This window comes from Streptomyces odonnellii, assembly GCF_000981895.1.
GTDB lineage: Bacteria > Actinomycetota > Actinomycetes > Streptomycetales > Streptomycetaceae > Streptomyces > Streptomyces odonnellii.
Window position 1 is genome coordinate 1 of the sequence record NZ_LATD01000012.1, and the last position, 24,588, is coordinate 24,588.

18 protein-coding genes and 2 pseudogenes are annotated in these 24,588 nt (G+C 71.2%); 19 read left to right on the forward strand and 1 reads right to left on the reverse strand.

Translation table 11 applies throughout. The annotated features are described in order from the left end of the window. The 17 genes and pseudogenes from WH07_RS40185 to WH07_RS02060 form a co-directional block, all read left to right on the forward strand. A pseudogene (locus tag WH07_RS40185) lies at positions 1 to 389 on the forward strand (hypothetical protein); the annotation flags it as partial. A 132-nt stretch (positions 390 to 521) separates the two neighbouring features. Continuing rightward, entirely contained in the window at positions 522 to 1,514 is a 993-nt protein-coding gene (locus WH07_RS01985; RefSeq protein ID WP_052744187.1) for a hypothetical protein, read from the forward strand. A gap of 45 nt (positions 1,515 to 1,559) precedes the next feature. After that, positions 1,560 to 3,134 carry an Ig-like domain-containing protein gene (locus WH07_RS01990; RefSeq protein ID WP_052744188.1) on the forward strand — a complete coding sequence of 525 codons (1,575 nt, stop codon included), beginning with the start codon at positions 1,560 to 1,562 and terminating at the stop codon, positions 3,132 to 3,134. Positions 3,135 to 3,264: 130 nt separating this feature from the next. Further along, complete coding sequence (locus WH07_RS36005) at positions 3,265 to 5,349, forward strand: hypothetical protein (protein WP_052744189.1); 2,085 nt, start codon at positions 3,265 to 3,267, stop codon at positions 5,347 to 5,349. Next, positions 5,346 to 6,638 carry an Ig-like domain-containing protein gene (locus WH07_RS02000; protein WP_046494532.1) on the forward strand — a complete coding sequence of 431 codons (1,293 nt, stop codon included), beginning with the start codon at positions 5,346 to 5,348 and terminating at the stop codon, positions 6,636 to 6,638. The genes WH07_RS36005 and WH07_RS02000 overlap by 4 nt, the downstream gene beginning before the upstream one ends. A gap of 2 nt (positions 6,639 to 6,640) precedes the next feature. Continuing rightward, positions 6,641 to 7,558 (forward strand): sortase, encoded by a 918-nt coding sequence (locus WH07_RS40190; protein ID WP_198533699.1) that lies wholly within the window; start codon positions 6,641 to 6,643, stop codon positions 7,556 to 7,558. Between the two features lie 66 nt (positions 7,559 to 7,624). After that, positions 7,625 to 8,422: a phosphate ABC transporter ATP-binding protein gene (locus tag WH07_RS02010; RefSeq protein ID WP_408645787.1), complete on the forward strand. Its 798-nt coding sequence runs from the start codon at positions 7,625 to 7,627 to the stop codon at positions 8,420 to 8,422. Between the two features lie 256 nt (positions 8,423 to 8,678). Continuing rightward, a complete protein-coding gene (locus WH07_RS02015; protein ID WP_157877166.1) occupies positions 8,679 to 9,071 on the forward strand; it encodes a hypothetical protein in 393 nt (130 codons plus the stop codon). Between the two features lie 238 nt (positions 9,072 to 9,309). Further along, positions 9,310 to 10,287 (forward strand): phosphate ABC transporter permease subunit PstC, encoded by a 978-nt coding sequence (gene pstC / locus WH07_RS02020; RefSeq protein ID WP_046494537.1) that lies wholly within the window; start codon positions 9,310 to 9,312, stop codon positions 10,285 to 10,287. Positions 10,288 to 10,359: 72 nt separating this feature from the next. After that, the gene (pstA, locus tag WH07_RS02025; protein ID WP_052744190.1) at positions 10,360 to 11,625 is read left to right on the forward strand and encodes a phosphate ABC transporter permease PstA; all 1,266 of its coding nucleotides are present in this window, start codon (positions 10,360 to 10,362) and stop codon (positions 11,623 to 11,625) included. Next, positions 11,622 to 13,367: a phosphate ABC transporter substrate-binding protein PstS gene (locus WH07_RS02030; protein ID WP_232788672.1), complete on the forward strand. Its 1,746-nt coding sequence runs from the start codon at positions 11,622 to 11,624 to the stop codon at positions 13,365 to 13,367. The genes pstA and WH07_RS02030 overlap by 4 nt, the downstream gene beginning before the upstream one ends. Further along, positions 13,364 to 15,868, forward strand: coding sequence for a hypothetical protein (locus WH07_RS02035; RefSeq protein WP_046494540.1), 2,505 nt, complete (start codon positions 13,364 to 13,366; stop codon positions 15,866 to 15,868). The genes WH07_RS02030 and WH07_RS02035 overlap by 4 nt, the downstream gene beginning before the upstream one ends. A gap of 253 nt (positions 15,869 to 16,121) precedes the next feature. After that, positions 16,122 to 17,120 carry a type 2 periplasmic-binding domain-containing protein gene (locus WH07_RS02040; protein WP_052744191.1) on the forward strand — a complete coding sequence of 333 codons (999 nt, stop codon included), beginning with the start codon at positions 16,122 to 16,124 and terminating at the stop codon, positions 17,118 to 17,120. 176 nt (positions 17,121 to 17,296) lie between these two features. Further along, entirely contained in the window at positions 17,297 to 18,304 is a 1,008-nt protein-coding gene (locus tag WH07_RS02045; protein WP_052744192.1) for a hypothetical protein, read from the forward strand. A 179-nt stretch (positions 18,305 to 18,483) separates the two neighbouring features. Then, positions 18,484 to 19,950, forward strand: coding sequence for an Ig-like domain-containing protein (locus WH07_RS02050; protein ID WP_046494543.1), 1,467 nt, complete (start codon positions 18,484 to 18,486; stop codon positions 19,948 to 19,950). Between the two features lie 166 nt (positions 19,951 to 20,116). Beyond that, entirely contained in the window at positions 20,117 to 21,067 is a 951-nt protein-coding gene (locus WH07_RS02055) for a sortase (RefSeq protein WP_052744193.1), read from the forward strand. A gap of 20 nt (positions 21,068 to 21,087) precedes the next feature. Continuing rightward, positions 21,088 to 21,933 (forward strand): phosphate ABC transporter ATP-binding protein, encoded by an 846-nt coding sequence (locus WH07_RS02060; protein ID WP_079022877.1) that lies wholly within the window; start codon positions 21,088 to 21,090, stop codon positions 21,931 to 21,933. A gap of 120 nt (positions 21,934 to 22,053) precedes the next feature. On the opposite strand, the gene WH07_RS02065 is transcribed toward WH07_RS02060, so the two are convergent. Then, positions 22,054 to 23,289 (reverse strand): DUF4241 domain-containing protein, encoded by a 1,236-nt coding sequence (locus tag WH07_RS02065; protein ID WP_052744194.1) that lies wholly within the window; start codon positions 23,287 to 23,289, stop codon positions 22,054 to 22,056. Positions 23,290 to 23,638: 349 nt separating this feature from the next. Between WH07_RS02065 and WH07_RS02070 the strand changes: the two genes are divergently transcribed. Together WH07_RS02070 and WH07_RS02075 are read left to right on the forward strand one after the other, a co-directional pair. Beyond that, positions 23,639 to 24,256, forward strand: a complete 618-nt coding sequence (locus tag WH07_RS02070) for an RNA polymerase sigma factor (RefSeq protein ID WP_079022880.1) — start codon at positions 23,639 to 23,641, stop codon at positions 24,254 to 24,256. Then, positions 24,253 to 24,588, forward strand: a pseudogene (locus WH07_RS02075) (hypothetical protein); the annotation flags it as partial. The gene WH07_RS02070 and the pseudogene WH07_RS02075, both read left to right, overlap by 4 nt.

Below are 24,588 nucleotides of genomic sequence, written 5' to 3' on the forward strand. Positions count from 1 at the left end.
AGGAGGGCCAGAGCTCCACCCACCCCGCCACCACGGGGGGCGGGGGCGGGGGAGCGGCAGGCGGCGGTGACGGCGCCCCTTCCGGTACGGGAGGCGCCGGAGCGCCGGCGGGCGGCGGAGCCCCGGGCGAGGGGGCGCCGGGCGCGGCGCCCTCGGGCTCCCCGAGTCCCGGCGCGACCGGCGCCTCCACCGCGCCGCCCAAGACGGCCGGAGCGGAGGCGAGTTCACCGCTGACCCCGCCCTGGGCGCTGGGCGCGGTGCGCTACGTCGTCCTGATCGTGCTCATCACCGGGATCGCGGCCGCCGTCGGCGGCCCGCTCCTGCCGAGACTGGCACCGGTCGTCGCGGCCGGGATCAGATCCCTGAGGCGGGAGGACGACACCACCTGAGACGACCGGCCGGGGGCGGCAGCCACCGCCCCCGGCCGGCGGCCGGACGTTCCGGAACGGCCGGAACCCGGCCACCCGCGAGAGATCGCGGTCTTTACACCAGGCGCAAGCCTATCTGAGGGGTACACGAAGGTGAAAAAGAAGAAGATCGTGATGGCCGTCGCGGGCGCGCTGCTGCTCGCGGGCACCGTCGGCACCGTCGCTTCCGCCGAGCCGAGTGGTACGCCGACCTACCGCCAGCTCTCCGGTGTGGGTTCCGACACCACCCAGGACGTGATGAACGGTCTGTCCCAGGTCGTCACCATCAATGGCACCAAGGTGATCGGCTCGTACAACGCCGTGGGTGGTGCGACCATCACCACGAAGGACCCCGCGGTCAACAACAAGTGCACCATGAACCGCCCGAACGGTTCCGGCGCCGGCCGTACCGCGCTGCTGAACTCGCTCCAGGCCGGCGACAACTGCCTGGACTTCGCGCGGTCGTCGAGCCTGAGCCTGGGCGCGGCCAACCCCGGCCTCACCTATGTCCCGTTCGCGGTCGACGGTGTCTCGTACGCCATCACGCCCTCCAGCGTGCTGCCGCGCAAGCTCACCCTGAACGACCTCAAGGCGATCTACCACTGTGACCCCGCCTTCGTGGGGACCGCGCCCAACTTCAACCTGACCGTCCTGCTGCCGCAGGCCGGCTCGGGCACCCGCAGCTTCTGGGAGTCCACGGTCGGCATCACCGACGCCGACGTCGTCGCCGGCGTGTACCCCTGCATCAAGGACACCAAGAGCGGTGCCCCGGTCCAGGAGCACGACGGCCGCGTGCTGGACGACAAGTCCATCGTGCCGTTCTCCATCGCGCAGTACATCGCGCAGAGCTCGCAGACCGTGGCCGACGTCCGTGGCCGCGCCATCCTCGGCTCCATCGACGGCAAGGCGTCCACCACGCTGAACAGCGACTTCGGTGTCAAGCGTGACGTCTACAACGTGATCCCGACCAGCAAGATCGGTACCGCTCCCTGGAGCACCGTCTTCGCCGGCTCGAACTCCCTGATCTGCCAGCAGTCCGGCGTCATCAACACCTACGGGTTCGCCACGAACCCGAACTGTGGTGACACCAGCAAGCAGACCCCCTGATCCGGAACCGGTAACCCGCACCCCTTACGAAGGAGATCTGACACCGTGTTCCTCCACAGACCCCGCCGTGCGCTGTCCGCGGTTCTCGCGGCTGCCACCGTGACGCTCGGGGCCGGCCTGATCGCCGCCCCGGCCGCCCAGGCCGCCGAGATCGGCACGCTCGCCATCACCCCGGCGACCGGCACCGACGAGACCGGCATGGGCTTCACCACCTCGGGTGCCTGCCCCGAGACCGCCACGTACGTCATCGCTTCGGTCAAGGGCTCCGGCTTCCCGGCCGACGGCCAGAACGTGGTCGGCAACGCGCCGATCGAGACGTACAACACCACCCCCGAGGGCGGGATGGTCATCCCGCTGACCTCGACGATGCGCGACTACGCGAACATCGCCGGATTCAGCACCCTCCAGGGCAAGTACACCTTCACGGTCACCTGCCGCACCGCCTTCAACGGCACCAGCCTCGGTGACTACACGGGCTCGGTCTGGTTCACGTCCAACACGGCGTACCAGACCAACGACCCGGACGTGAAGACGGACACCACGACCGCGCTCGCGGTCTCCCCGTCCGGCGCCACCGAGCAGGGCGACGCCGTCACCCTGACCGCCACCGTCGCCCCGGCGGGCGCGGCCGGCACCGTCCAGTTCCGTGACGGCGCCACCGCGCTGGGCAGCCCGGTCACCGTCACCGGTGGTACGGCCACGCTGACCACGACGAACCTGGCGGCGGGCAGCCACTCGCTCACCGCCGAGTTCACGCCGTCGAGCACCTCGTACAACGGCTCGGTCTCCACGGCCGTCACCCACCAGGTGAACGCCGCGGCAGCCAAGCCCACCACGACCGCGCTGGCCGTGTCCCCGGCGGACTCCGCCGAGCAGTTCAGCCCGGTCACCCTCTCCGCCACCGTCACGCCCGCGGGCGCGGCCGGTTCGGTGAAGTTCACCGACACCGTCGGCGGTACGGCCACGACCATCGGCACCGTGCCGGTGGCGGGCGGCCAGGCCACGCTGACCACCAGCAGCCTGGCTCCCGGCGACCACTCGTTCACCGCGACCTTCGTGCCGCAGAACGGTGCCGCCTACCTCGCCTCCGACTCGGGCAACGTCCCGTTCACCGTCGGCGCGTTCGAGGGGGTGTCCACCTCGGAGGACATCACCACGACCGTCGAGGCCGGTGCGCTGGTCATCAGCGTCGAGGACCCGCACGTCGTCCTGCCCTCGCCGAAGCTCGACGCCAATGGCGAGCTGCTGACGACGGCGGGCGCGCTCAACCCGGTCACCCTGACCGACACCCGCGCCGGTAACCCGGGGTGGACCGTCAGCGGCCAGGTGTCCGACTTCTCGGACGGCGCGACGCACAGCATCAACGGCCAGAACCTGGGCTGGACCCCGAACGTCATCGACAAGGTCTCCGCCCAGACCGTCACGGCGGGCGCCAAGGTCGACGCCGCCGCCGGCGCCGAGCCCGCGGACAGCGGCACGGCCGGGCTGAAGTCGTCCCACACCCTCGCCAACGGCAAGGGCCTGGGCACCTCGCACCTCGGTGCGGACCTCAGCCTGAACGTCCCGACGTCGACCGTGGCGGGCACCTACACCGCCACGCTCACGCTGACGGCCATCTGACCGTGCCGATCGCGCTGATCGCGCACCCCACGGTCGCGTGAGGTGGGCGGGACGGGTGCTCCTACCCGTCCCGCCCATCCGCCATGAACCTCCAACACCTCTGAAGACGGCCCCGATCGGACGCCCCGACATGACCAGCTCCCTCCAGGCCCGCTCCCTGCCGGCCCCGCCGGCCCGCTTCGGCCGGGCCCGTTCCGCGCAGGTCCGCTCTGTCCAGGCCCGCTTCCTCGTGACCGCGCTGCTCGCCGGCGTACTCGCCTGCCTGCTCGTCCTCACCGCGGGCCCCGCCGCCCATGCCTCGGGCCCGGTGCGCGACAAGGGCGGCCGCACCACCTTCGGGGTGCAGCCCTCGGGCCCCAAGAAGCCGGACCGGCGCAGCGGCTACTCGTACAGCGCGACGCCCGGCGCGGCGGTCCGTGACCATATCGCCGTCCTCAACTACGGCACCCGGCCGCTGAAGCTGAAGGTCTACGCGAGCGACGCGTTCAACACCGCCGACGGCGGGTTCGACCTGCTGGCCGCGGGGCGCCCGTCCACGGACGCCGGAACCTGGGTGAAGGTCAGCAGGAGCAGTGTGGTCGTGCCCGCCCGGGGGCGGGTCATCGTGCCCTTCACCCTGACCGTTCCGCGTGGCGCCGGGCCCGGTGATCACGCCGCGGGCATCGTCGCCGCGCTCTCCTCCGGAGGGTCCGGCGCCGACGGCGACCGGGTCGCGGTCGAGCAGCGCGTCGGGGCCCGCGTCCACATCAGGGTGGCCGGGGAGCTGAAGCCCCAGCTCACCGTGGAGAATCTGAACGCCACCTACCACGGGACGGCGAACCCCTTCGGCAGCGGCTCGGCCACGGTCACCTACACCGTGCGCAACACCGGGAACGTACGGGTCGGGGCGCGGCAGACCGTACGCGTACGCAACGCCGTCACCGGCCCGCTGCGCGTCCCCGGTGTCCACGACATCAAGGAACTGCTGCCGGGCAACGCCGTCACCGTCACCGCCACCGTGCGCGGGGTGTTCCCCGCCATGCGCTCGACGGCCACGGTGACCGTCGACCCGGTCGCGGTCGGCACCGACATCGATCCCGCGCTGCCCAGCGCCAACCGGTCCGCGGGTTTCTGGTCCGTGCCCTGGGCGCTGCTCGCACTGCTGCTGGTCCTCGCCGTCTGCGCCGCGGTCTGGCTCACGCTGCGCCGCCGGCGCCGTACCCGTACCGCGCGCTCCGCCGCGTCCGAGTCCCACGCGTCCACCCCCTCCGTACCCACCTCTGTGTCCAAGAAAGAGAAGACCGCCATGCTCACCAAACGTTTCTTCGGTCCGGCCGCCGCCGCCACCGCTTCCCTCCTGGCCGCCGCGGGCGGCCTGCTGCTGCTCGGCGCGCCCGGCGCGCAGGCCGCCGACGCGGGCACCCTCAGCGTGACCCCGGCCACCGGCAGCGATGTCTCGGGGCTGAACCTGACGGCCTCCGCCACCTGCCCGGAGCCCGCCGACTACCTGATCGTCAAGGTCAGCGGCAAGGGCTTCCCCGCCGAGGGCCAGAACGTCGTCGGCAACTCGGAGGTCAGCATCTACCCGGTCGGGACCGCCGGATACGAGGTGCCGCTGACCTCGACGATGCGCGACTACGCGAACATCGCCGGGTTCCAGACCCTCGAAGGCCGCTACGAGTTCACCCTCACCTGCCGCAGGGCGTTCGGCGACGCGACGTACGGCGACTTCAAGGGCTCGATCTGGTTCACCTCGAACACCGCGTACCAGAACACCGACCCGGCCGGGCCCTCCGACCCGCCGACGTCCACCTCGCCCGACCCCTCGGAGAGCACCGACCCGAGCCCGTCCGACTCCGTGACCCCGGGCGACACGGCGGAACCGAGCGACACGGCCGAGCCGAGCGACACCACCGAGCCGACCGATGACCCGGGCACCGACGCCGGTACGACGGACGGCGGCACCACCGACGGCGGCACGACCGACGGCGGCACCACGGACGGCGGTTCGACGGACGCCGGAGCGGACGCGGGCGCGGACAGCGGCTCCGGCGGCTCGACCGACGTCTCCACCGAGGTCGCCTCCGGCGGTACGGGCGGCGCCCTGGCCAGCACCGGCGCGCAGGCGGGCATCTTCGGTGTCGCCGCCGCGGCCCTGATCGCCCTCGGCACCTTCGCCGTCGTCTGGGCCCGCCGCCGCGGACTGCTCACCTTCCCGAACGGTGGCCGGCGATGAAGGCCCGCAGGACCCTGACCGCGCTCCTCACCACCGCCGCCGTCGCCTTCGGCGGTACGGTGCTGCTCGGCGCGCCCGCGGCACAGGCCGACTCGCTCGGCACTCTCGCCGCGACCCCGGCCACCGGCAGCGACGTCTCACCGATGGCGCTGAAGACCTCGGGCACCTGCCCGGATCCCGCGGACTACCTGATCGTCTCGGTGACCGGCGCGGGCTTCCCCGCCGCGGGCCAGAACGTCGTCGGCAACTCGCCCGTCTCCATCTACCCGAGCACGGGCTCCGGGTACGAGGTGCCGCTGACCGAGACCATGCGGGACTACGCCAACACCGCCGGCTTCAAGACCCTCCAGGGCCGGTACGAGTTCACCGTCACCTGCCGCAGGGCCTTCGGCTCCGACACGTACGGCGACTTCAAGGGCTCGATCTGGTTCACGTCGAACACGGCGTACCAGAGCACCGCGCCCGCGGTGGCGACGACGGCGTCCCTCACGATGTCCCCGGCCGGCTCCTCCGTCCAGGGCTCGGCGGTCACCTTCACCGCCAAGATCACCCCCTCGACGGCGCCGGGCAGTGTCCGCTTCTACGACGGCACCTCCCCGTACGGCCCGCCGGTCACCGTCTCGAACGGCTCGGCGAAGCTCACCAGCACCGCCCTCGCGGCCGGTACGCACAGCCTCAAGGCACAGTTCACACCCGCGAACGCGGCGAACCACACCGCCTCGTCGTCCGCGGCCGTCCCGTACACCGTCAAGCTCCGCCCGCCGACGGTCGCCACCGCGCCGAAGATCACCGGCACGGTCCGGGTCGGCTCCACGGTGACCTGCTCGGTGAAGTTCAGCGGTGCCACCACCGTCCGCCACCAGTGGCTGCTCGACGGCAAGACGATCACCGGCGCGACCGCCGCGACCCGCGTCCTCGGCGCGGCGGACCGGACGCACAAGCTGTCCTGCCGGCCCAGCGGGGTCAACAGCGGCGGCACCACCACCGCCACCAGCCCCGCCGTCACCGTCGCCACCGGCCCCGCGCTCAGGGCGACGACCGCACCGGCGATCAGCGGCACCGCCAAGGTCGGCAAGAAGCTCACCGCCAAGGCCGGCACCTGGACCCCCGCGGCCCAGTCGTACGGCTATGTGTGGAAGCGGGACGGCAAGGCCATCTCCGGCGCCACCAAGTCCACGTACACGGCGGTCAAGGCCGACAAGGGCCACAAGCTCAGCCTCACGGTCACCGCCGGGCGCGCCGGATTCGCCAACGGCTCCGCCACCAGCAAGTCAGTGACGGTGAGCTGACGGTGACCCAGGACACCCTGGAGCGCGTGGTCGGCGCTTCACCGGCCGGCCGGACGCCCGAGCGGCGCCCGGCCGGCCCGGCGCTGCGCGCCACCGGCGCCGCGCTGAGCATCCTCGCCGTCCTGCTCCTCGCGTTCGTCGCCAATCTGGGCCCGCTCGGCGATCTGCGCCACGGCCGGGACCAGAAGGTGGCCCACTCCCAGTTGCGCGGCGAGCTGGCCAACGCCACCGCGCCGGTCGGGCCGCGCGCCCAGAACGGCGATCCGCTGGAGCCCGGTACCCCGATCGCGCTGCTGGAGATCCCGCAGCTCGGACTGCGCACGGTGATCGGCGAGGGCTCCACCTCGGAGGTCCTCGCCGCCGGGCCCGGCCACCGCAGGGACACCGTGTTCCCCGGCCAGGCCGGCGTCAGCATCGTGATGGGCCGTCAGGCCGCGTACGGCGGGCCGTTCGCGCACCTCGACGAGGTACGGGCCGGCGAGACCTTCACGGTCACCACCGGCCAGGGCCGCCACACCTACCGGGTCCTCGGGGTCCGCAGGGAGGGCGACCCGCAGCCGCCCGTCCTCGGAGCGGGCCAGGGCCGGCTCACCCTGATCACCGGCGACGGCCGCGCGTTCCTGCCCGGCGGTCTGCTGCGCGTCGACGCGGACCTGGTCTCCGCCGTCCAGCCCGGCGCCGCCCCCCTCTACTCCACCGGCTCGCTGCCCGCCGACGAGAAGCCGATGGCGCTCCAGACCTCGGCATGGATGCCGCTGGTGCTCTGGGGCCAGGCCCTGGTGCTCGCCGCCGCCGTGCTGACCTGGATACGGGTCCGCTCGGGCCGCCGTGAGGCCTGGGTCATCGGCGTTCCCGTACTCGGCGCGCTCGGGTTCGCCGTAGCGGACCAGGCCGCGCTCCTGCTGCCCAACCTCCTTTAACCCCACGCGACTTCGAAGGACACCGCCGTGACCGCCTCCCCCTCCGACACCATTCCTCTGCCGCCGGTGGATTCCCCCGCGCCGGGCACCGCCGCCGAGCTGGAGGCGCGCAGCGTCTCGGCCTGGTTCGGCGACCACAAGGTGCTGGACCGGGTGTCGCTGACCATGCCGGCCGGCCGGGTCACGGCACTGATCGGGCCCTCCGGCTGCGGCAAGTCGACCTTTCTGCGCATCCTCAACCGGATGCACGAGCTGATCCCCTCCGCCGCACTCGCCGGCGAGGTGCTCCTCGGCGGCCAGGACATCTACGCGCCCGAGCGGCGGCTGACCGATGCCAGGAAGCAGATCGGCATGGTCTTCCAGAAACCGAACCCCTTTCCGGCCATGTCCGTGTACGAGAACGTCACCGCGGGCCTCAAGCTCACCGGCGTCCGGCTCGGCCGGGACGCCAAGGACGAGCTGGTCGAACACTGCCTGACCAAGGCGGGCCTGTGGAACGAGGTGCGCGACCGGCTGCGCCAGCCCGGCGGCGCGCTCTCCGGCGGCCAGCAGCAGCGGCTCTGCATCGCCCGCTCCCTGGCGGTCAGCCCGCGGGTGCTGCTGATGGACGAGCCCTGCTCCGCGCTCGACCCCACCTCGACCCGGCGGGTGGAGGAGACGATCAAGGAACTGGCCGGCGAGGTCACCGTGGTGATCGTCACCCACAACATGCAGCAGGCGGCCCGGGTCTCCGACCGGTGCGCCTTCTTCCTCGCCGAACAGGGCACCCCGGGCGGCATCGTCGAGCACGGAATCACCTCGGCGATGTTCACCAACCCCGCCGACCCCCGTACCGCCGACTATGTGAACGGCCGCTTCGGCTGAGCCACCAGGAGCCGCTTCGGCCGTCCGTCGAGAGCGCGTTCGACGCGCGTAGTTGGTGGGGAAGGAACGCGGTTTCCCACGATTTCTCGTGATCCCTTCTGGTGACGATCTCGTGACCAAGGGGCAACTTCCTGGCGAATCATGTCGTCAGGTAGTCGTCCGGATCCCATGTGTCACGAACGTCTCACTAGGTTGCACCTGCTGCTCCTAGGGCCGTACCCGCGGTCCGCCTGGGACGAGTGGCAGGGGTGGGGTCATGGGATCGCCCGATGAGAGCGGGAGATTACGGAACGCCGCCGGCGTGCGCTGTCAGACCGACATCGACGCCGACGGCCGCTATGGATGGCGCGTCGTCGCACAGAACGGGCGGGTGGTCGCCGTTTCGGCAACCGCTTTCACCTCGTACGAGCGATGCCGCGCCTCCTTCGAGGAGGTGTGCCGACAGCATGCCGTACTCACCGGCGGCGTCCAGCACACGCAGGGGAACAACGGCTGGATGTGGGTAGTCAGGAATGAGGCGGGACAGCGCACCATAGTGTCCGCCCGTTCATACGAACGGTACTCGACCTGTCGTGCCGCGTACGCCCGTTTCCGAGACCTGCTGCGGGAGTTGGGGGAAAGCGGTGAGGTCCCGTGGAGCGGGAGCTGATGCCTCATGCGCACAGGAGTGTGGCCCTCTGCGCTCGGTTCGGGGGGTTTCGCACGTCACTCGCACACGTTTGTAACCGGAAGTTGCCTCTAGGGCGCCCCTTGTTCAGATAAAGGTGCCCACGTGTCAACCGCGTCCCGTGAGCGTCTTGGTTGTGCTGAGACGAACAAGGGAGCGAACTGTGGCCGTCGGACCGGCCGATGGACCTGTCAGAAGTCACCCCGACGGGGTGGCCGCCATGGACAGTTCGCGCGCGCTGTACGCCGACCCCGGGCTGCCCGACCGGATCTTCCGGGGCGTGGCCCGAGGCGGCGGCGGCCTTGTGCTCGCCGTCATGCTGCTGGTCGGCGGATTCCTGCTGTACCGCGCCTGGCCGGCGATCGACCGGGCCCGCTGGTCCTTCCTGACCACCGAGGCCTGGGAGCCGGACGCGGGCAACTTCGGCATCGCGGCGGTGATGGTCGGTACGATCCTGATCGCCCTGGTGGCCATCGTCGTGGCGGTCCCGCTCGCGCTCTGCGGGGCGCTCTACATCTCCGAGTACGCGCGGCCCGGCATCCGTGCCACGCTGATCAGCGTCGTCGACCTGATGGCGGCGGTGCCCAGTGTGGTCTACGGGCTCTGGGGGCTGTTCTTCTTCGAGGGCGCGATCCTGCCCACCGCGCGCTGGATCGCCACCTATCTGGGCTGGTTCCCGCCGCTCGGCGTGGTCGGTGTCGACCCGACCGATCCGCTGTCCACCGAGACCGTCTACACCTCCTCGACCTTCATCGCGGGCATCGTGGTGGGCTTCATGGTCGCGCCCATCATCTGCTCGGTGATGCGTGAGGTCTTCTCCCAGGCCCCGGCCGGTGAGCGCGAGGGCGCCTACGCGCTCGGCGCCACCCGCTGGGGGATGATCCGCACCGTCGTCCTGCCGTTCGGCAAGGGCGGCATGATCGGCGGCACCATGCTCGGCCTCGGCCGGGCCCTGGGCGAGACCATCGCCGTCTACCTGATCATCTCGCCGGTCTTCGTGATCCAGTGGCACGTCATCCAGAGCGGCACCAGCTCGGTCTCCTCGCTGATCGCGCTGCGGTACGGCGAGGCCAGCCCCTTCGGCATGTCCGCGCTGATGGCCGCCGGCCTGGCGCTCTTCGTGGTGACCCTGATCGTCAACTTCGCCGCTTCGTCGATCGCCGCTCGCAGCCGCTCGGGCGCGGCGAGCGACGCCTAGCGCTTCCCGCCACGCGCCTCGCCGGTCCATCGCACGCCGACTCCAAGCCGCTTCTAAGGGGATCCACCCGCCATGACCCTCGCACCCGAGACGCCGCCATCCGTAAAGGAGGAACGGCGCACCGTGCTGCCCGCGAGCCTGCCGCGGCCCGTCGAGCCGGCCGGCGAGCGGCGGCGTTCCCTGACGCTGACCCGGGCCACGGACACGTACGCGCTGGTCGGCTCGGCCGGCGGGGCCATCGGTCTGACCGCCCTGCTCTTCGTCTGGCTGCTCCCGTTCAACGGCGTGGTCGGCTTCGTCCTCAGCGCCTATGTCCTCTTCCTCGCCCTGTACGCCCTGGTGGTCTCCTTCGACGAGGACGGGCCGACCGTACGGGACCGGATCGCCGGAGTCGTCGTCCGCAGCCTGGGCCTGGTCATGGTGGCCGCGCTGGCCTACGTGGTCGTCTTCACGCTCTGGGAGGGCCGCAGGGCGCTGCCCCATCTCAACTTCTTCACCCAGGACATGACGCTGGCGGGCCCGCTCGACCCGCTGAGCGCGGGCGGCATCCTGCACGCCATCGTCGGCACGCTGGAGCAGATCACCATCGCACTGGTGCTGACCGTGCCGGCCGGGCTGGTCTGCGCGGTCTTCCTCAACGAAGTGCCCGGACGCTACGCGCGTTTCGTCCGCACCATCGTCGAGGCGATGACCGCGCTGCCGTCCATCGTGGCGGGCCTGTTCATCTACGCGACCGTGATCCTCTCCCTGGGCACCGGCAAGTCCGGCCTGGCCGCCGCCCTCGCCCTCTCGGTGATGATGCTGCCGATCATCATCCGCGCCTCCGACGTGGTGATCCGGCTGGTGCCCGGCACCCTGCGCGAGGCCTCGTACGCACTGGGCACCTCGCGCTGGCGCACCGCCTGGCACGTGGTGCTGCCCACCGCGCGCTCCGGGCTGACCACCTCGGTGATCCTCGGCACCGCGCGCGGAGTCGGCGAGACCTCCCCGGTGCTGCTGACGGCGGGCTTCACCGCCGAGATGGAAGCCAATCCGTTCGAGGGGGCGCAGGTGTCGCTGCCGCTCGCCGCCTTCGAGTTCGTCAAGTCGCCCGAACCCGCCATGATCGCCCGCGGGTTCGGCACCGCCGCGACGCTGATGGCCCTGGTTCTCCTGCTGTTCGTCCTCGCCCGCGTCATCGGCGGCCGCGCACCGGGGCAGTTGACGCGCCGTCAGACCCACCGTCGGGTGCTTGCCTCACGCCGCGACGCCGAGCGCTTCGCCGCCCGTGCCGCTTCCCCCACAGCGGCCCGCGCGCAGACCGTACCGTCCGACACGTCCTTCAGGAGTTCCCCGTGAGACCCGCGACCGTCTCCCGTCTGGCCATGGGGCTGGCCGCGCTGCTCTGTGCGCTGCTGGCCGTCGGCCCGCCGCCCGCCGCGGCGGCGACCTACCCGAAGATCAACGGCGCGGGCTCCACCTGGAGCGCCAACGCGCTCGACCAGTGGCGCCGCAATGTCGCCTCCAACTTCGGTATGACCGTCAACTTCGCGGCGACCGGATCGTCCAACGGCCGTGAGCAGTTCAGGAACGGCTCCGTCGACTTCGGCGTCTCCGAGATCCCGTACGGGCTCAAGGAGGGCGGTGTCACCGACGCCCCGCCCACCCGCGGCTACGCCTATATGCCGATCGTGGCCGGTGGTACGGCCTTCATGTACAACCTGAAGATCGGCGGCAAGCGGGTCACCAACCTGCGGCTGTCCGGCGAAGTCCTCGCCAAGATCTTCACCTCGAAGATCACCATGTGGAACGCGCCCGAGATCAGGACGGACAACCCGGGCCTCACCCTGCCCGCCCGCCGGATCGTGCCGGTCGTACGCTCCGACGGCTCCGGTACGACGGCGCAGCTCACCACCTGGCTGGCCAAGGAACACGCCTCCACCTGGAACGACTACTGCGGGCGCGCCGGACGCGCCACGCCCTGCGGTCTGACCTCGTACTTCCCGGTGGTGCCCGGCACCTCGACGATCGCCAAGTCCGGCTCGCTCGGAGTCTCCGGCTATGTGAAGCAGAACCAGGCCGAGGGCGCGATCACCTATGTCGAGTACTCGTACGCCATCGCCACCGGCTTCCCGGTCGCCAAGGTGCTCAACAAGTCCAATTTCTATGTGGAGCCGACCGCTTCCAGCGTCGCCGTGGCCCTGCTCGACGCGGAGATCAACCCGGACAAGGGGTCGACGAACTATCTGACCCAGATCCTGGACGGCGTCTACCGCTCCGAGGACGACAGGTCCTATCCGCTCTCCAGCTACAGCTACATGATCATCCCCACCTCGCTGGAGGGCGAACAGAACCCGATGACCAAGGCCAAGGGCCTGTCACTCGGAACCTTCGCCAACTACTTCCTCTGCGACGGCCAGCAGATGGCCGAGGAACTGGGCTACTCGCCGCTGCCGAAGAACCTTGTCCAGGCCGGCTTCACGCAGGTGAAACGGATCCCCGGCGCCCCCGCCGACAAGATCAACATCAATAAGTGCCGCAACCCCACCTTCTCGGCGGACGGCAGCAACACCCTCGCCAAGAACGCCCCGCAGCCGAAGGCCTGCGACAAGAAGGGCCCCACCCAGTGCGCCACCGGCACCGCGGGTGCCAAGGACCAGAACACGCCGGTGAAGCCGGGTGCGCAGGGCTCCAACGGCGGCTCGGGCAGCGGCGGTTCGGGCGGCGGCACTGGCGGTACGGGAGGCTCCGGCGGTACGGGCGGCTCCTCGGCCGGCACCGGCGGAGCGGCGGCCACGGGCGGCGCCACGGGCGGAGCGTCCGGCTCCCAGGACCCGTCCGCCGCCGCGGCGTCCGGCGCGTCCGGCGGGACGATCGACCCCGACACGGGCGAGCTGATCACCGGTGACGGCGTCGCCGGCGGCGGCGGTGACTCGTCGGTCGTCGCCAACCCCGTCACCCTCGCCTCCGGCGAGGCGTCCGGACTGCGCGGCGCACTGATGGCGCTCTCCGCGGCCCTGCTGGTCGGCGTGATCATCGGCCCGCCGCTGACCGCCCGCGCGCTCTCGGCCCGGGCCCGCCGCAGGGAGGGATCGGGATGAGCGTGCGCGATGTGACTGTGCCCCGCCGGATACGGATCAAGGCAGGCCTGGGAGCGCTGGCCGGCGCCGTGCTGCTGGCTCTCGTACCGCTGCCGTCGGGGCCCGCTGGGGCGGCGGAGGCGGGGGAGGTACGGGCGGCGGACACTGCCGAGGACTCGGCGGTGACGAAGACCGGGAAGAAGGGTCCGTACGACGACTTCTCCGATCTGAAGGTGACGGTTCACCAGACCAGGAATCTACGCGCGCAGGGCGTGGAGGTGAGTTGGTCGGGCCCGGAGTCTCCGCCCGAGCAGGGCTTCCGCAACTTCCTCCAGGTCATGCAGTGCTGGGGGGACGACCCGGCGGGCCCTGACCGCGACCAGTGCGAGTTCGGGGCGAACAACGGCGGCTTCCGCTGGATGAGCCAGCGTGCCATCCCCAAGGGCTCGGACCCGCTGGAGAAGGAGTACGTCGAGGGCTCGGGCAACAACCCTTTCGTGCCGTTCCGGCCGGTGGAGGGTGAGCCCACCGAATCGGCCACCGACTGGACGTACTTCAGCGCCAACGACACCAACGCCCAGCCCTGGCTCAAGACCAGGCCCGATGGCGGCGGCAGCGCCGTCTTTGAGGTGAAGACGGCCGTCGAGGCGCCTTATCTGGGCTGTGGCGCGATCGAGCGAGCCGGGGCGAAGCCCCGGCAGTGCTGGCTGGTGGTCGTCCCCAGGGGAGTGAGCGACCCGGACGGGCCGTCCAGCTCCGGCGAGGGGCTCGCGACCTCGCCCCTCAGCCAGACCAACTGGGACCAGCGGCTGGTCTTCCCGATGGAGTTCGGCCCCGTGGGCAACGCCTGCCCGGCGGACATGGTGGAGCGTCGGCTCAGCGGGTCCGAACTGCTGACCGACGCCATCAGTTCCTGGCAGTCCTCCCTCTGTGCGGGAGCCGATTCACGGTTCACCTTCAGCCAGTTCGGCGAGGACTACGTCCGGAACCTCATCCGGAACCCCACCTCGAACTCGGCCGGCCTCGGCATCACCATCGATCCCCTGGAGGACGAGGAGCCGGCGGTGGTGCACGCGCCGGTAGCCGTCAGCGGCCTCGCGGTTGGCTTTTTCTGGGAGGACCGGGACAACGGCGGGCAGCAGGTGCGCGACCTGAAACTCAGCCCACGGCTGCTGGCCAAGCTGCTCACCGGCTCGTACCCCTACGACGTTCGGCAGCTCGACTTCTCGAATCCGGCTCCGGAACATCTCAAGGGGAATGCGCTTTCCATTGTCGTCGACCCTGAATTCAAAGAACTGAATCCGGCCTTCAACCGCCCCATCGCGGCCCAGATCAATCCGGGCGGAATAGTGCTCCAGGCGGGTAATTCCGACCTCAACGCACTGGTCTGGCGCTATCTTCAGTCGAACCGGGAGGCCCGGGAATTCTTGGCGGGTAAGCCTGATCCCTGGGGAATGAAGGTGAATCCCTTCTACAAGGAGCTGGCCCTGGACCAGACAGCTCCGATCGACTTCCCGAAGGCTGATCCCACCGAGACCGAGGCCTGGCTGATCATCAACAACCAAAAGATCACCATGCAATACGGCCAGCAGGAGAAGTCCCCGTACTCCAGTGACATGCACAACGCCGCGCTGAGGGTACGGCGCGGCGCCACTGGAGCGACCTTCGTGCCGGCCCTCGACGCCTCCTCGCCCGGCGGTATGAAGCTGGTGACCTCGGACTCCGCCCCGGGGGAGCGCATGGCGTACGGCATCGTCGACGCCGCATCGGCGGCCCGTTACCGGCTGGACATCGCCGCCATTCCGAACGCGGACGGCGACTATGTCAAACCGACCACGGACTCCCTCCTCCAGGCCGTTGCCCGGATGCCCGACTCGGCCGTCAAGGGTGTGAAGGCACCTACCCCGTCCACCGCGAAGGGTGGCGCCTATCCGCTGACGGCGGTCGCCTACGCCGTCGCCCCGCTGGACCAGCCGGCCGACGCCCGCCGGGACTACGCACGGTTGATCCGGTACGCGGCGGGCGCCGGGCAGACACCGGGGCTGACCCCCGGTGAGCTGCCGCCCGGGTACGCACCGATGCCGAAGGCCCTGCGTGACCAGGCGCTGGCCGCAGCCGACGGGCTGGTACGAGGCAAGCCGGCCGCCCCTGGCGATGACGAGAGCGTTCCCGCCGGAGCCGGCGGCTCCGGCGGCTCCGACGCGGGGGCCGCAGGTGGCCCCGCCGCCGACTCCGGTGGTACGCCGGCCGGAGGTGCCGACACCGGGGGAGCGGCCGGCGGCTCCGGTACGGACACGCCCAGTGCCTCCGCCACTCCGGGTGCCGCAGCGGCGGCCGGCGGCGGTTCCGGCCCCACCGAGAGCGCCTCCGCCGCGGCCGGCGGACTGACCCCCGGTGAGGTCCTCGGCATCATCCGCTGGGTGCTGCTCGGGGTGCTGGTCACGGGCGGTGCCGCCGCGCTGGCCGGTCCCGTACTCCTGAGGCTCTCCGCGCGACGGGCGGCGGCAGGTGGCTCCGGGTGACCTAGCGTCCATGGCACCGGAATTCCCGGAGCGGCGTCTCACGCTCCGGGAATTCCGTGTCGCCACTCGTGAATTCCCTAGGGGGTACCTAGGAAATACTTACGTAACCTTTTCCTTCAATGGAGTTGGTGGTTCTCCGGCGGGAGAATGCGGAACTGTTCACGGTGTCGGCCGACGGGTCGGCAGCTACGAAAATCCGGATTCCTCTTGACCGTCCATTCCTCGCAATCCGTATTCACGGAGGAGAACAGAAGTGAACGTCAAGTCCCGTATTCGCATCGCCGCCGCTGTCGGCGCCGCCGCTCTCGGTCTGAGCCTGTTCGCCACCCCCGCGTCGGCTGACACGCCCACCCCCCGCGCCCTCATCGGCGTGGGCTCGGACACGACGCAGGACGTGCTCAACGGTCTGGCCGAGAACGTCACCGACGTGAACGGCAACCTGCTCATCTCGTCGTACAACGCCACGGGCAGCTCGCCCATCAACGTCGGCTGTGCCGCCCCGATCGCGCGGCCGAACGGCTCCTCGGCCGGTATCGACGCGCTGCGCAACGCGATCCTCAACAACACGGGCTGCATCGACTTCGCCCGCTCTTCGCGTGGTCCGGCCGACACCTCCACCACCAAGCTGACCTGGATCCCGTTCGGTAAGGACGCGGTGACCGTCGCCGTCCGCTCGGACAGCGCGCTCAACACCGGCACCGTGGGTGGCCTGAACCTCACCACCGCGCAGCTCCGTGACATCTACACCTGTGTCAAGACCACGCACAACAACGTGGCCCTGACCCCGCTGCTGCCGCAGTCGGGCTCCGGCACCCGGACCTTCTTCCTGGAGAAGATCGGTGTCACCGAGGCTCAGGTCGGCACCTGCGTCAACGGCACGGTCCAGGAGCACGACGGCACCGCGCTGGACAGCGCCGGTGACATCGCCCCGTACTCCATCGCCCAGTACATCGCCCAGACCACCGGCGTGGTGACCGACCGTCACGGCGCCACGGTTCTCGGCAAGGTGAACAGCGTTGCTCCGCGGAACACCGACGGCACGCTGAACGTCGCGTTCCCCTACAACCGTGACGTCTACAACGTCGTCCCGTCCGACAAGCTGACCGGTGGCGCCACCCCCGACGCCAACGTGATCCGCGCGTTCGCCACCGCGAACTCCGAGGTGTGCAAGCTGACGGACGTCATCACCGGCTACGGCTTCGGTTCGCTCGGCACCGCCTGCGGCGCCACCACCATCAAGGGCGAGCGCTGATCATCCGGGGCGGACGCTGACCATCGGCTCCGTTCCGGCTCGGCACTCCCTGCCGTACCACCGCACCACGGCCGGGCACCCTCCACGGGTGCCCGGCCCCCGGCCTCCGCACCCGCGTCCGGCCGGACCACGTACCTCATGGCCCACGTACCGCGATCACGGAGGAGGAACTCGCAGTGAAGCTCGCGTCCGTCATCCGGTCGGCAGCCGTCGCCGTCGCCGCCGCGCTCGGTCTGAGCCTGCTCAGCGCGCCCGCATCCGCCGACCCCGGCCCGTCCACCGAGTACCGTCAGCTCGTGGGTGTGGGCTCGGCCACCACCGAGGAACTGCTCAACAGCCTGAGCCGGGCCGTTCCGGACCCCGACAACTCCCCGAGCCCCTGGTTGATCGCCTCGTACGACGCCGAGGGTGCCTCGCCCATCAAGACCCGCCCCGTCGGTTGTGTGCTGAACAGGCCCAACGGCTCCGTGTACGGTCTCCAGGCGCTGCACGACGCGATCGTCAACAACACGGGCTGCCTCGACTTCGTCCGTTCCTCCCGGGGGCCCAGGGCTCCCGGCACCCGCCTGACGTGGATCCCGTTCGCCAAGGACGCGGTGGCCTTCGCCGTACGGTCGGACAGTCCGCTCAACACCGCCGCGGGCCTCAACCTGAGTCTCATCGAGCTCCGTGAGATCTTCAGCTGTGTCAGGACGCAGCACAACGGGGTCACCCTGCGGCCCCTGCTGCCTCCGGAGGGCTCCGGTACCCGGGCCTGGCTGCTGGCACAGCTCAGCATGGGCGAGGCGCAGGTCGGCGCGTGCGTCGTTCCGTTCCAGGACAACCACGGTGTCGCGTTGACCTCCCCGGGCGATATCGCCCCGTACTCGGTCGCTCAGTACATCGCGCAGACAGGCGGTGTGACGGCGGACCTGCACGGTACGACAGTGCTCCCCAAGTGGAACGGCGTGTCACCGCGCAACCCCAACGGCACGCTCAACACGGCTTTCCCGTTCGTCCGCGACATCTACAACATCGTCCGGACGAACAGACTGAGCGGTAGCCCGTCCGCCGATCCGGCGCTCATCGGCGCCTTCGTGGGCCCCGGTTCCCAGGTCTGCGCGCAGTCCCGAGTCATCCAGGCCTACGGCTTTGTCACGCTCGGCGCCGCCTGCGGCAGCACCGCCCTCACGGGGGAGCGCTGATCCATACCTTCCGCTTCGACGACCAGGCCGGGCGCCCCTCCAGGCACCCGGCCCCACGGCGTATCCGAACAAGTGGCCCAGTCCCGAACCGGAGCCACGTCTCCGTTCCTGTCCACACCGACCCGGCACCTGTGCCGTACACCGCGCCCCGTGCCTGACACCTACTAGGAGTTACGACCATGACACGCCTCGCGCGAGCGAGAACACTCCCGGCGCTGCTGATGTGCTGCGCCCTGCTCCTGGGCGCGGTCGCCGCGGTGCTCGGCGCCGCTGCCGGCGCGAGCGCGGCCGGCCGGCTGGGCGATCTGACTCTGGGCAAGACCTCGGGTGTCATCACTGACAAGCCCCTGATCCCGCATGTGACCACCACGGTGCCGTGCCCGCAGGGCCAAGCCAACACCGTACGACTCATGGTCATCCACCCGGAGACCGGAGAGGCCCGCAAAGTCGGTGAAGCGCCCGCGGGCGCGTATGACACCGCACCTGTCGACGCCGACATTCCGTCGTACTTCATGAGCCTCTCGCAGACGCTGCGAAGCTGGTACCCGGCCCCCGCGTCGCTCGACCGCACGTACGAGTTGAGGCTGAACTGCATCAACACCCTTGACACGACCCTGCCGGAGACGTTCTTCAGCACGAGCATCAAGGTCACCGGTGACGCCTGGGCGCTGGTTCAGGCACAGGCCACCAGCGTCGATCTGACCGCCGCCCCTGAGGACCACCCGAAGGCGGGCACCGAAGTCACCTTCACCGCGATGGTGACGCCTGCGGCGGCGGCCGGTGAGATCACCCTGACGTCGGAGCGTGTCGGCGCCGAACCGGTGGAACTGGGCAAGAAGGCGGTCGAGAACGGCACCGCCGTGTTCACGACCTCCACGCTGACCACTGGCGTACAGAAGATCACGGCGCAGTTCACCCCCAGCGCCCCGGACGCGTACGCCGGATCGTCCGCCGTCATCAACGCCTACACGGTCGACGAGGCCGGCCCGGACCCGTCCGGCTCGCCCACGGGCTCCCCGTCCCCCTCCGGCTCCGAGACCCCCGACGAGCCCGCCGACCTCGAAGTCGTCGACGCCGACGGCAACCCGCTGGGCGAGAACCCGAACCTGGAGGCCGGTCAGAAGGTCGCCATCACCGCGAGCGGCTACTCCGCGAACTCCAAGGTGAAGGTCGCCCTCTCCGACAGCGAGGCGACCTTCGGGGACGCCACGGCCGACGCCGAAGGCATCGTCCAGGGCTACGACTTCACCGTCCCCGAGGACATCGCCGACGGCGACCACACGCTGACGCTGGCCGAGGACAAGGCGGACGGCCACAGTGTCGCGTTCGCCTTCACCACCGGCGAGGTCACTGACCCGGACCCCACCCCCGAGCCCAGTGACAGCACGGGCGTGGACGGCGGTACGACGGACGGCGCGACCGGTGGCGACACCGGTGGGGCGGACACCGGCGGTACGGGCGGCTCGGACGGCGGCGCCGGTGGCGGCGACGGCGACGGCGGGTCCCTCGCCTCGACCGGTACCGGAATCGCGGCGATCAGCCTCGGCTCCCTGGCCCTGCTCTTCGTGGGCGCCGCCTTCGTGGTCAGCGCGCGCCGCAAGGGTCTGCTGACCTTCGCCGCGCCGTCGGGCCCGGCGGGCGACTGACCCGTAGCCCGGCAGTACGACGGCTTCCGGGGGCGGGCGGTCAGCGCACCGCCCGCCCCCGGACCCGCGCCCGTACGCCGTTCCCGTAGCGGAACCTCACCCAGCCACCGCACAGCCCGCACACCAGAACCAGACGTCGACCCAGACAGCGAGGAGCGCAGCCACCGTGGCCGTTCTGACATCGCCGCCGTCCGCCCCCGCGCCGGCCGGACCCGAGCGGCCCATCGAGCGCGGGAAAGCCGCCCCCGGCCCCGCACGTCCCGGCCCCGCGCGCCCCGGCATGGCGCTGGCCGGGGCCGCGCTGTGCGTGCTCGCCGCCGTGCTGCTCGGCTTCGCCGCCAACCTCACCGTCGTCGGCCATCTCAAGCACGCCCGCGACCAGCAGGTCCAGTACGACGAACTGCGCAAGCAGCTCGCCGAGGGCACCGCCCCCGTGGGCGGACGCGACAGCAACGGCAAGCCGCTCGTGCTCGGCGCGCCCGTCGGCCTGCTGGACATCCCCGCCCTCGGCGTGCACGAGGTCGTCGGCGAGGGCACCACCTCGGGCGTCCTGATGTCCGGCCCCGGGCACCGCCGCGACACCCCGCTGCCCGGCCAGGCGGGCACCTCCGTGATCATGGGCAGGCTCTGGGGGTACGGCAGCCCCTTCGCCAGTCTCGACCGGCTCCCCGAGAACGCCACGGTCACCGTGATGACCGGCCAGGGCAAGGCGGAGTACCGGGTCACCGGCATCCGCCGGGCCGGCGACGCGCTGCCCACGGCCGCCGACCCCACCAAGGGCAGGCTCACCCTGATCACCGCCACCGGCCCCGCGTACACCCCCTCGGGCGTGCTGCGCGTCGACGCCGAACTGACCTCGCCCGTCCAGCCCAGCCCGCCGCGCGACCGCCGCTCCGGCTGGATCGGCGCCTCCGAAGAGGCGCTCAAGGGCGACAGCGGCGCCTGGCTCGCCGTCTTCCTCTGGACCCAGGGGCTCTTCCTGGCCGCCCTGCTCGCCGCCTGGGCCCAGCGCATCTGGGGCCGCTGGCAGACCTGGATCTGCGCGCTGCCCGTACTGGCCGCCCTGGGGCTGGCCGTTGCCGGCGCCGCCACCCGCCTTCTGCCCAATCTGCTCTGAAACACCGGGAGTTGACCGACATGACCGCCACCACACCGGCCTCTGCCATACCGGCCTACACCGCTGACGCCGTACGGCGCCCCGGGGCGGGCCCCGCCACCCTGGAGGCCGACAGCGTCTCCGCCTGGTTCGGCGACCACAAGGTCCTCGACCGGGTCTCGCTCACCATGCCCGCCAACCGGGTCACCGCCCTGATCGGCCCCTCGGGCTGCGGCAAGTCGACCTTCCTGCGCATCCTCAACCGGATGCACGAGCTGATCCCGTCCGCCGGGCTCGCCGGCCGCGTGCTGCTCGACGGCGGCGACATCTACGACCGGGGCCGCCGGATCACCCACGCCCGCCGTGAGATCGGCATGGTCTTCCAGAAGCCCAACCCGTTCCCGGCGATGTCCCTGTACGACAACGTCCTGGCCGGTCTCAAGCTCAACCGCATCAAGGCGGCCCGCGAGGGCAAGGACGACCTCGTCGAGGAGTGCCTCACCAAGGCCGGCCTCTGGCGCGAGGTCAAGGACCGCCTCCGGCAGCCCGGCGGCGCCCTGTCCGGCGGCCAGCAGCAGCGCCTCTGCATCGCCCGCTCCCTGGCCGTACGCCCCAGGGTCCTGCTGATGGACGAGCCCTGCTCGGCGCTCGACCCGACCTCGACGCGCCGGATCGAGGAGACGATCGCCGACCTCAAGTCCGAGGTGACGATCGTCATCGTCACGCACAACATGCAGCAGGCCGCCCGTGTCTCCGACTCCTGTGCCTTCTTCCTCGCGGAGCAGGGCACGCCCGGCGTCATCGTCGAACACGGCGACACGGACGCGATGTTCAACCGGCCGCAGGACACCAGGACGGCCGACTACGTCAACGGACGCTTCGGATAAAGGTATTGGCGCCGGAACAGAGGCGATAGAGGCGTTGGCGTCGGACAGAAGCGTTGCCGTCGGCCGACGGCGCTGCCGACGCGTTTGCTGTACGGGCGGGACCGGCCCGTACAGCACGCTTCAGCCCCGCACGATCTCCGCGCGGTGCAGGATCAGCATGTCCGCCACCACACAGGTGATGTCCCCGCGCGCGTCCCGCCCCACCCACACGGGGTACGAGCCGTCACCGCGCCCGCTGGGAAAGGCGATCAGCCCGGCGCCGTTGACGGGGTCGCGCCGTACGGTGATGCCTTCCTGCTCATGAGGGACGTCCGACGCCCACTTCCCCGAGAGCAGCCGCTCGGCCGAGGCGTCCGCGAAGCAGCCGGTCCCGGAGCCCACGTCGAAACCATGGAACTCGCCGTCCCGCAGCAGCCGTACGTCCTGGCCGGGGCCGGTCGCCGGTTCCCAGTACGCGGTGGGGTTCTGGGACACCACGACCCGCGCCGCGACATACTCCTCGACGGGCCGCCAGTGCCCCGGCAGCTTGACCGGATAGGCGGCCACGGCGATCTCCACGCGGTAGCCGCCGGGCCGTAAGAACACCGCGGGCGCCCCGTCCGCGTCCCCGCCGTACGGGTCGCACGCGATCAGGCACCCGCTCGGCAGCCGCAGCAGCCCCGCGTCGATGACGCGCCGTACGGCATACCGGTCCGCGCGGTCGCCGGGCGGCGGGGTGAAACGGCTGTCCACCGTGAACATCTCGGCGAGGTGGCGCGGGCGCATGGGCGCGGGCGGGTGCCAGCCCCGTACCCCCGGCGAGCCCTGCGGTTCGGGTATGGTCCGCAGCTCGACCGGGGCGGTGCGGTCACCGGTCATCGTGGCCGCCACCGGGCCCCACTCGCCGAAGGCCGGCACCGGCTCCCAGCTCCGGTCCTCCGGCACCCGCGCGACGGTGTGGCGCGCCGGGCCCGCGTCGCCGCGCGGTTCGCTCACCCGGCGGCTCGTGCCGTCCGGGTGGAGGTCGATACTGACCCGGCCCGCGCTGCCCGCGAATTCCGGCAACTCCGGGCTGCCGTACCGCCATTGGGCGAGCCGGCGCAGAAACAGCCGGTCGGGCCGCAGCCGCCGGATGTCGATCTCCCGGGTCCTGCGGCCCTGGTCGTCGTACGCCCAGATACCGAGATAGCCGGCCGGCCGGTGCGCCCAGGCGATGTGCAGCACCGCGACCGGCTGCGGGCGGCCGGGGGTGCGCAGGATCACGGCGTACGGTGCGCCCGCGGCGTCCCGGGCCGCGGCGGCCCGTGGGCCGATCGGGCCGACGACCGTACGTGTCACCGGGTCCCAGTCCTCGCCGTACATCACATAGACGATCACGAGAGCCGCACTCCTCGTACTCCTCACCGCTCGCCGCCACCGTGGCGCCCGGGGGCGCCGGTGCGTCTGCTGCCGGGGGAACAGGTCATGGCCGAACCAGCGCACGGCTTCACAGAAACATCACACCGGTGCGCGGTGTGATGCTTTGGCGAGCGCTCGCGCTGTCCCAGGTGGGCCGTCTCGCGTCTGCCGCGAATGAAGTGATCAACTCGCGGACGAAGTCGCGGAGATGACGGCACAGGGGGCATGGGCACGGTGAACGGTGCCGCGTCGTTACGAAGGTGACAGTGTGGTCAGCGGCGGGGGAGCGGACCGGAAGAGCGGCCGGACAGCCGACGGCGGGCTCGGTATGGCCGTCGAGCGCGCCCAGCGTGGGGACGAGGAGGCGTTCGAAGCGGTCTACCGGCAGATCCACCCGAGACTGCTCGGCTATGTGCGCGGGCTGGTGGGGGACGACGCGGAGGATGTCGCGGCCGAGGCCTGGCTGGAGATCGCCAGGGATCTGCTGCGGTTCAGGGGGGACGGGGACGGCTTTCGGGGCTGGACGGCCACGATCGCGCGGCACCGGGCGCTGGACCATCTCCGCCGTCAGCGCAGCCGGCCGCGGGTGACGGACTTCGAGCACGATCTGCTGGACCTGCCGGGCGGCCAGGACACCGAACGCGAGGCGTTCGAGTCGCTGTCGACCGAGCGGGCGCTGGCACTGGTCAGAAAGCTGCCGAGGGACCAGGCGGAGGCGGTGCTGCTCCGGGTGGTGGTGGGCCTCGACGGGCCGGCGGCGGCGCGAGTGCTGGGGAAGCGGGTGGGAGCGGTGCGTACGGCTTCGTACCGAGGCCTGAAGAGGCTGGCACCGGCGTTGGCGGCCCTGTCACCGGCGGGCGCGACCTCGGCCTCGGCGTCGGCTCCGGTCCCGGCCTCCGGGCAGTCCCCGGCCTCCGCTCCGGCAACGCTTCAGGATGTGGGATGAGCACGAACGGTGAACTCTCTGAGGCCGCCGAGCAGTTGCGTACGGCGCTGCTGGATCAGTCCGGCGAACCGGCCTCCCGGACGGGGCGCGAAGCCGCCCTGGCGGCCTACCGTACGGCCCGGGCCTCGGCCGCGCCGACGGACCCGAGACCCCAGGACGACTGGCGCCCACGCGGCCATCGGGTCGTCCATGCCTTCCGTGGCGCGAGAACACTGGTCGCGGCGCTGGCGGCGGTGGCTACGCTGAGCGGCGTGGCGATCGCGGCGGGCACGGGAGCGATCCCGACGCCCTTCCGAGCCCCGACCACCCACCAGCCCACGCCACCCCCACAG

Excerpts from the sequence above, each read along its gene's own strand:
- WH07_RS02035 (WP_046494540.1), top strand. The coding sequence starts at position 13,364 with ATGAGCGTGCGCGATGTGACTGTGCCCCGCCGGATACGGATCAAGGCA.
- WH07_RS02015 (WP_157877166.1), top strand. The coding sequence starts at position 8,679 with ATGGGATCGCCCGATGAGAGCGGGAGATTACGGAACGCCGCCGGCGTG.
- WH07_RS02060 (WP_079022877.1), top strand. The coding sequence starts at position 21,088 with ATGACCGCCACCACACCGGCCTCTGCCATACCGGCCTACACCGCTGAC.
- WH07_RS02000 (WP_046494532.1), top strand. The coding sequence starts at position 5,346 with ATGAAGGCCCGCAGGACCCTGACCGCGCTCCTCACCACCGCCGCCGTC.
- pstA (WP_052744190.1), top strand. The coding sequence starts at position 10,360 with ATGACCCTCGCACCCGAGACGCCGCCATCCGTAAAGGAGGAACGGCGC.
- pstC (WP_046494537.1), top strand. The coding sequence starts at position 9,310 with ATGGACAGTTCGCGCGCGCTGTACGCCGACCCCGGGCTGCCCGACCGG.
- WH07_RS36005 (WP_052744189.1), top strand. The coding sequence starts at position 3,265 with ATGACCAGCTCCCTCCAGGCCCGCTCCCTGCCGGCCCCGCCGGCCCGC.
- WH07_RS02050 (WP_046494543.1), top strand. The coding sequence starts at position 18,484 with ATGACACGCCTCGCGCGAGCGAGAACACTCCCGGCGCTGCTGATGTGC.
- WH07_RS02070 (WP_079022880.1), top strand. The coding sequence starts at position 23,639 with ATGGCCGTCGAGCGCGCCCAGCGTGGGGACGAGGAGGCGTTCGAAGCG.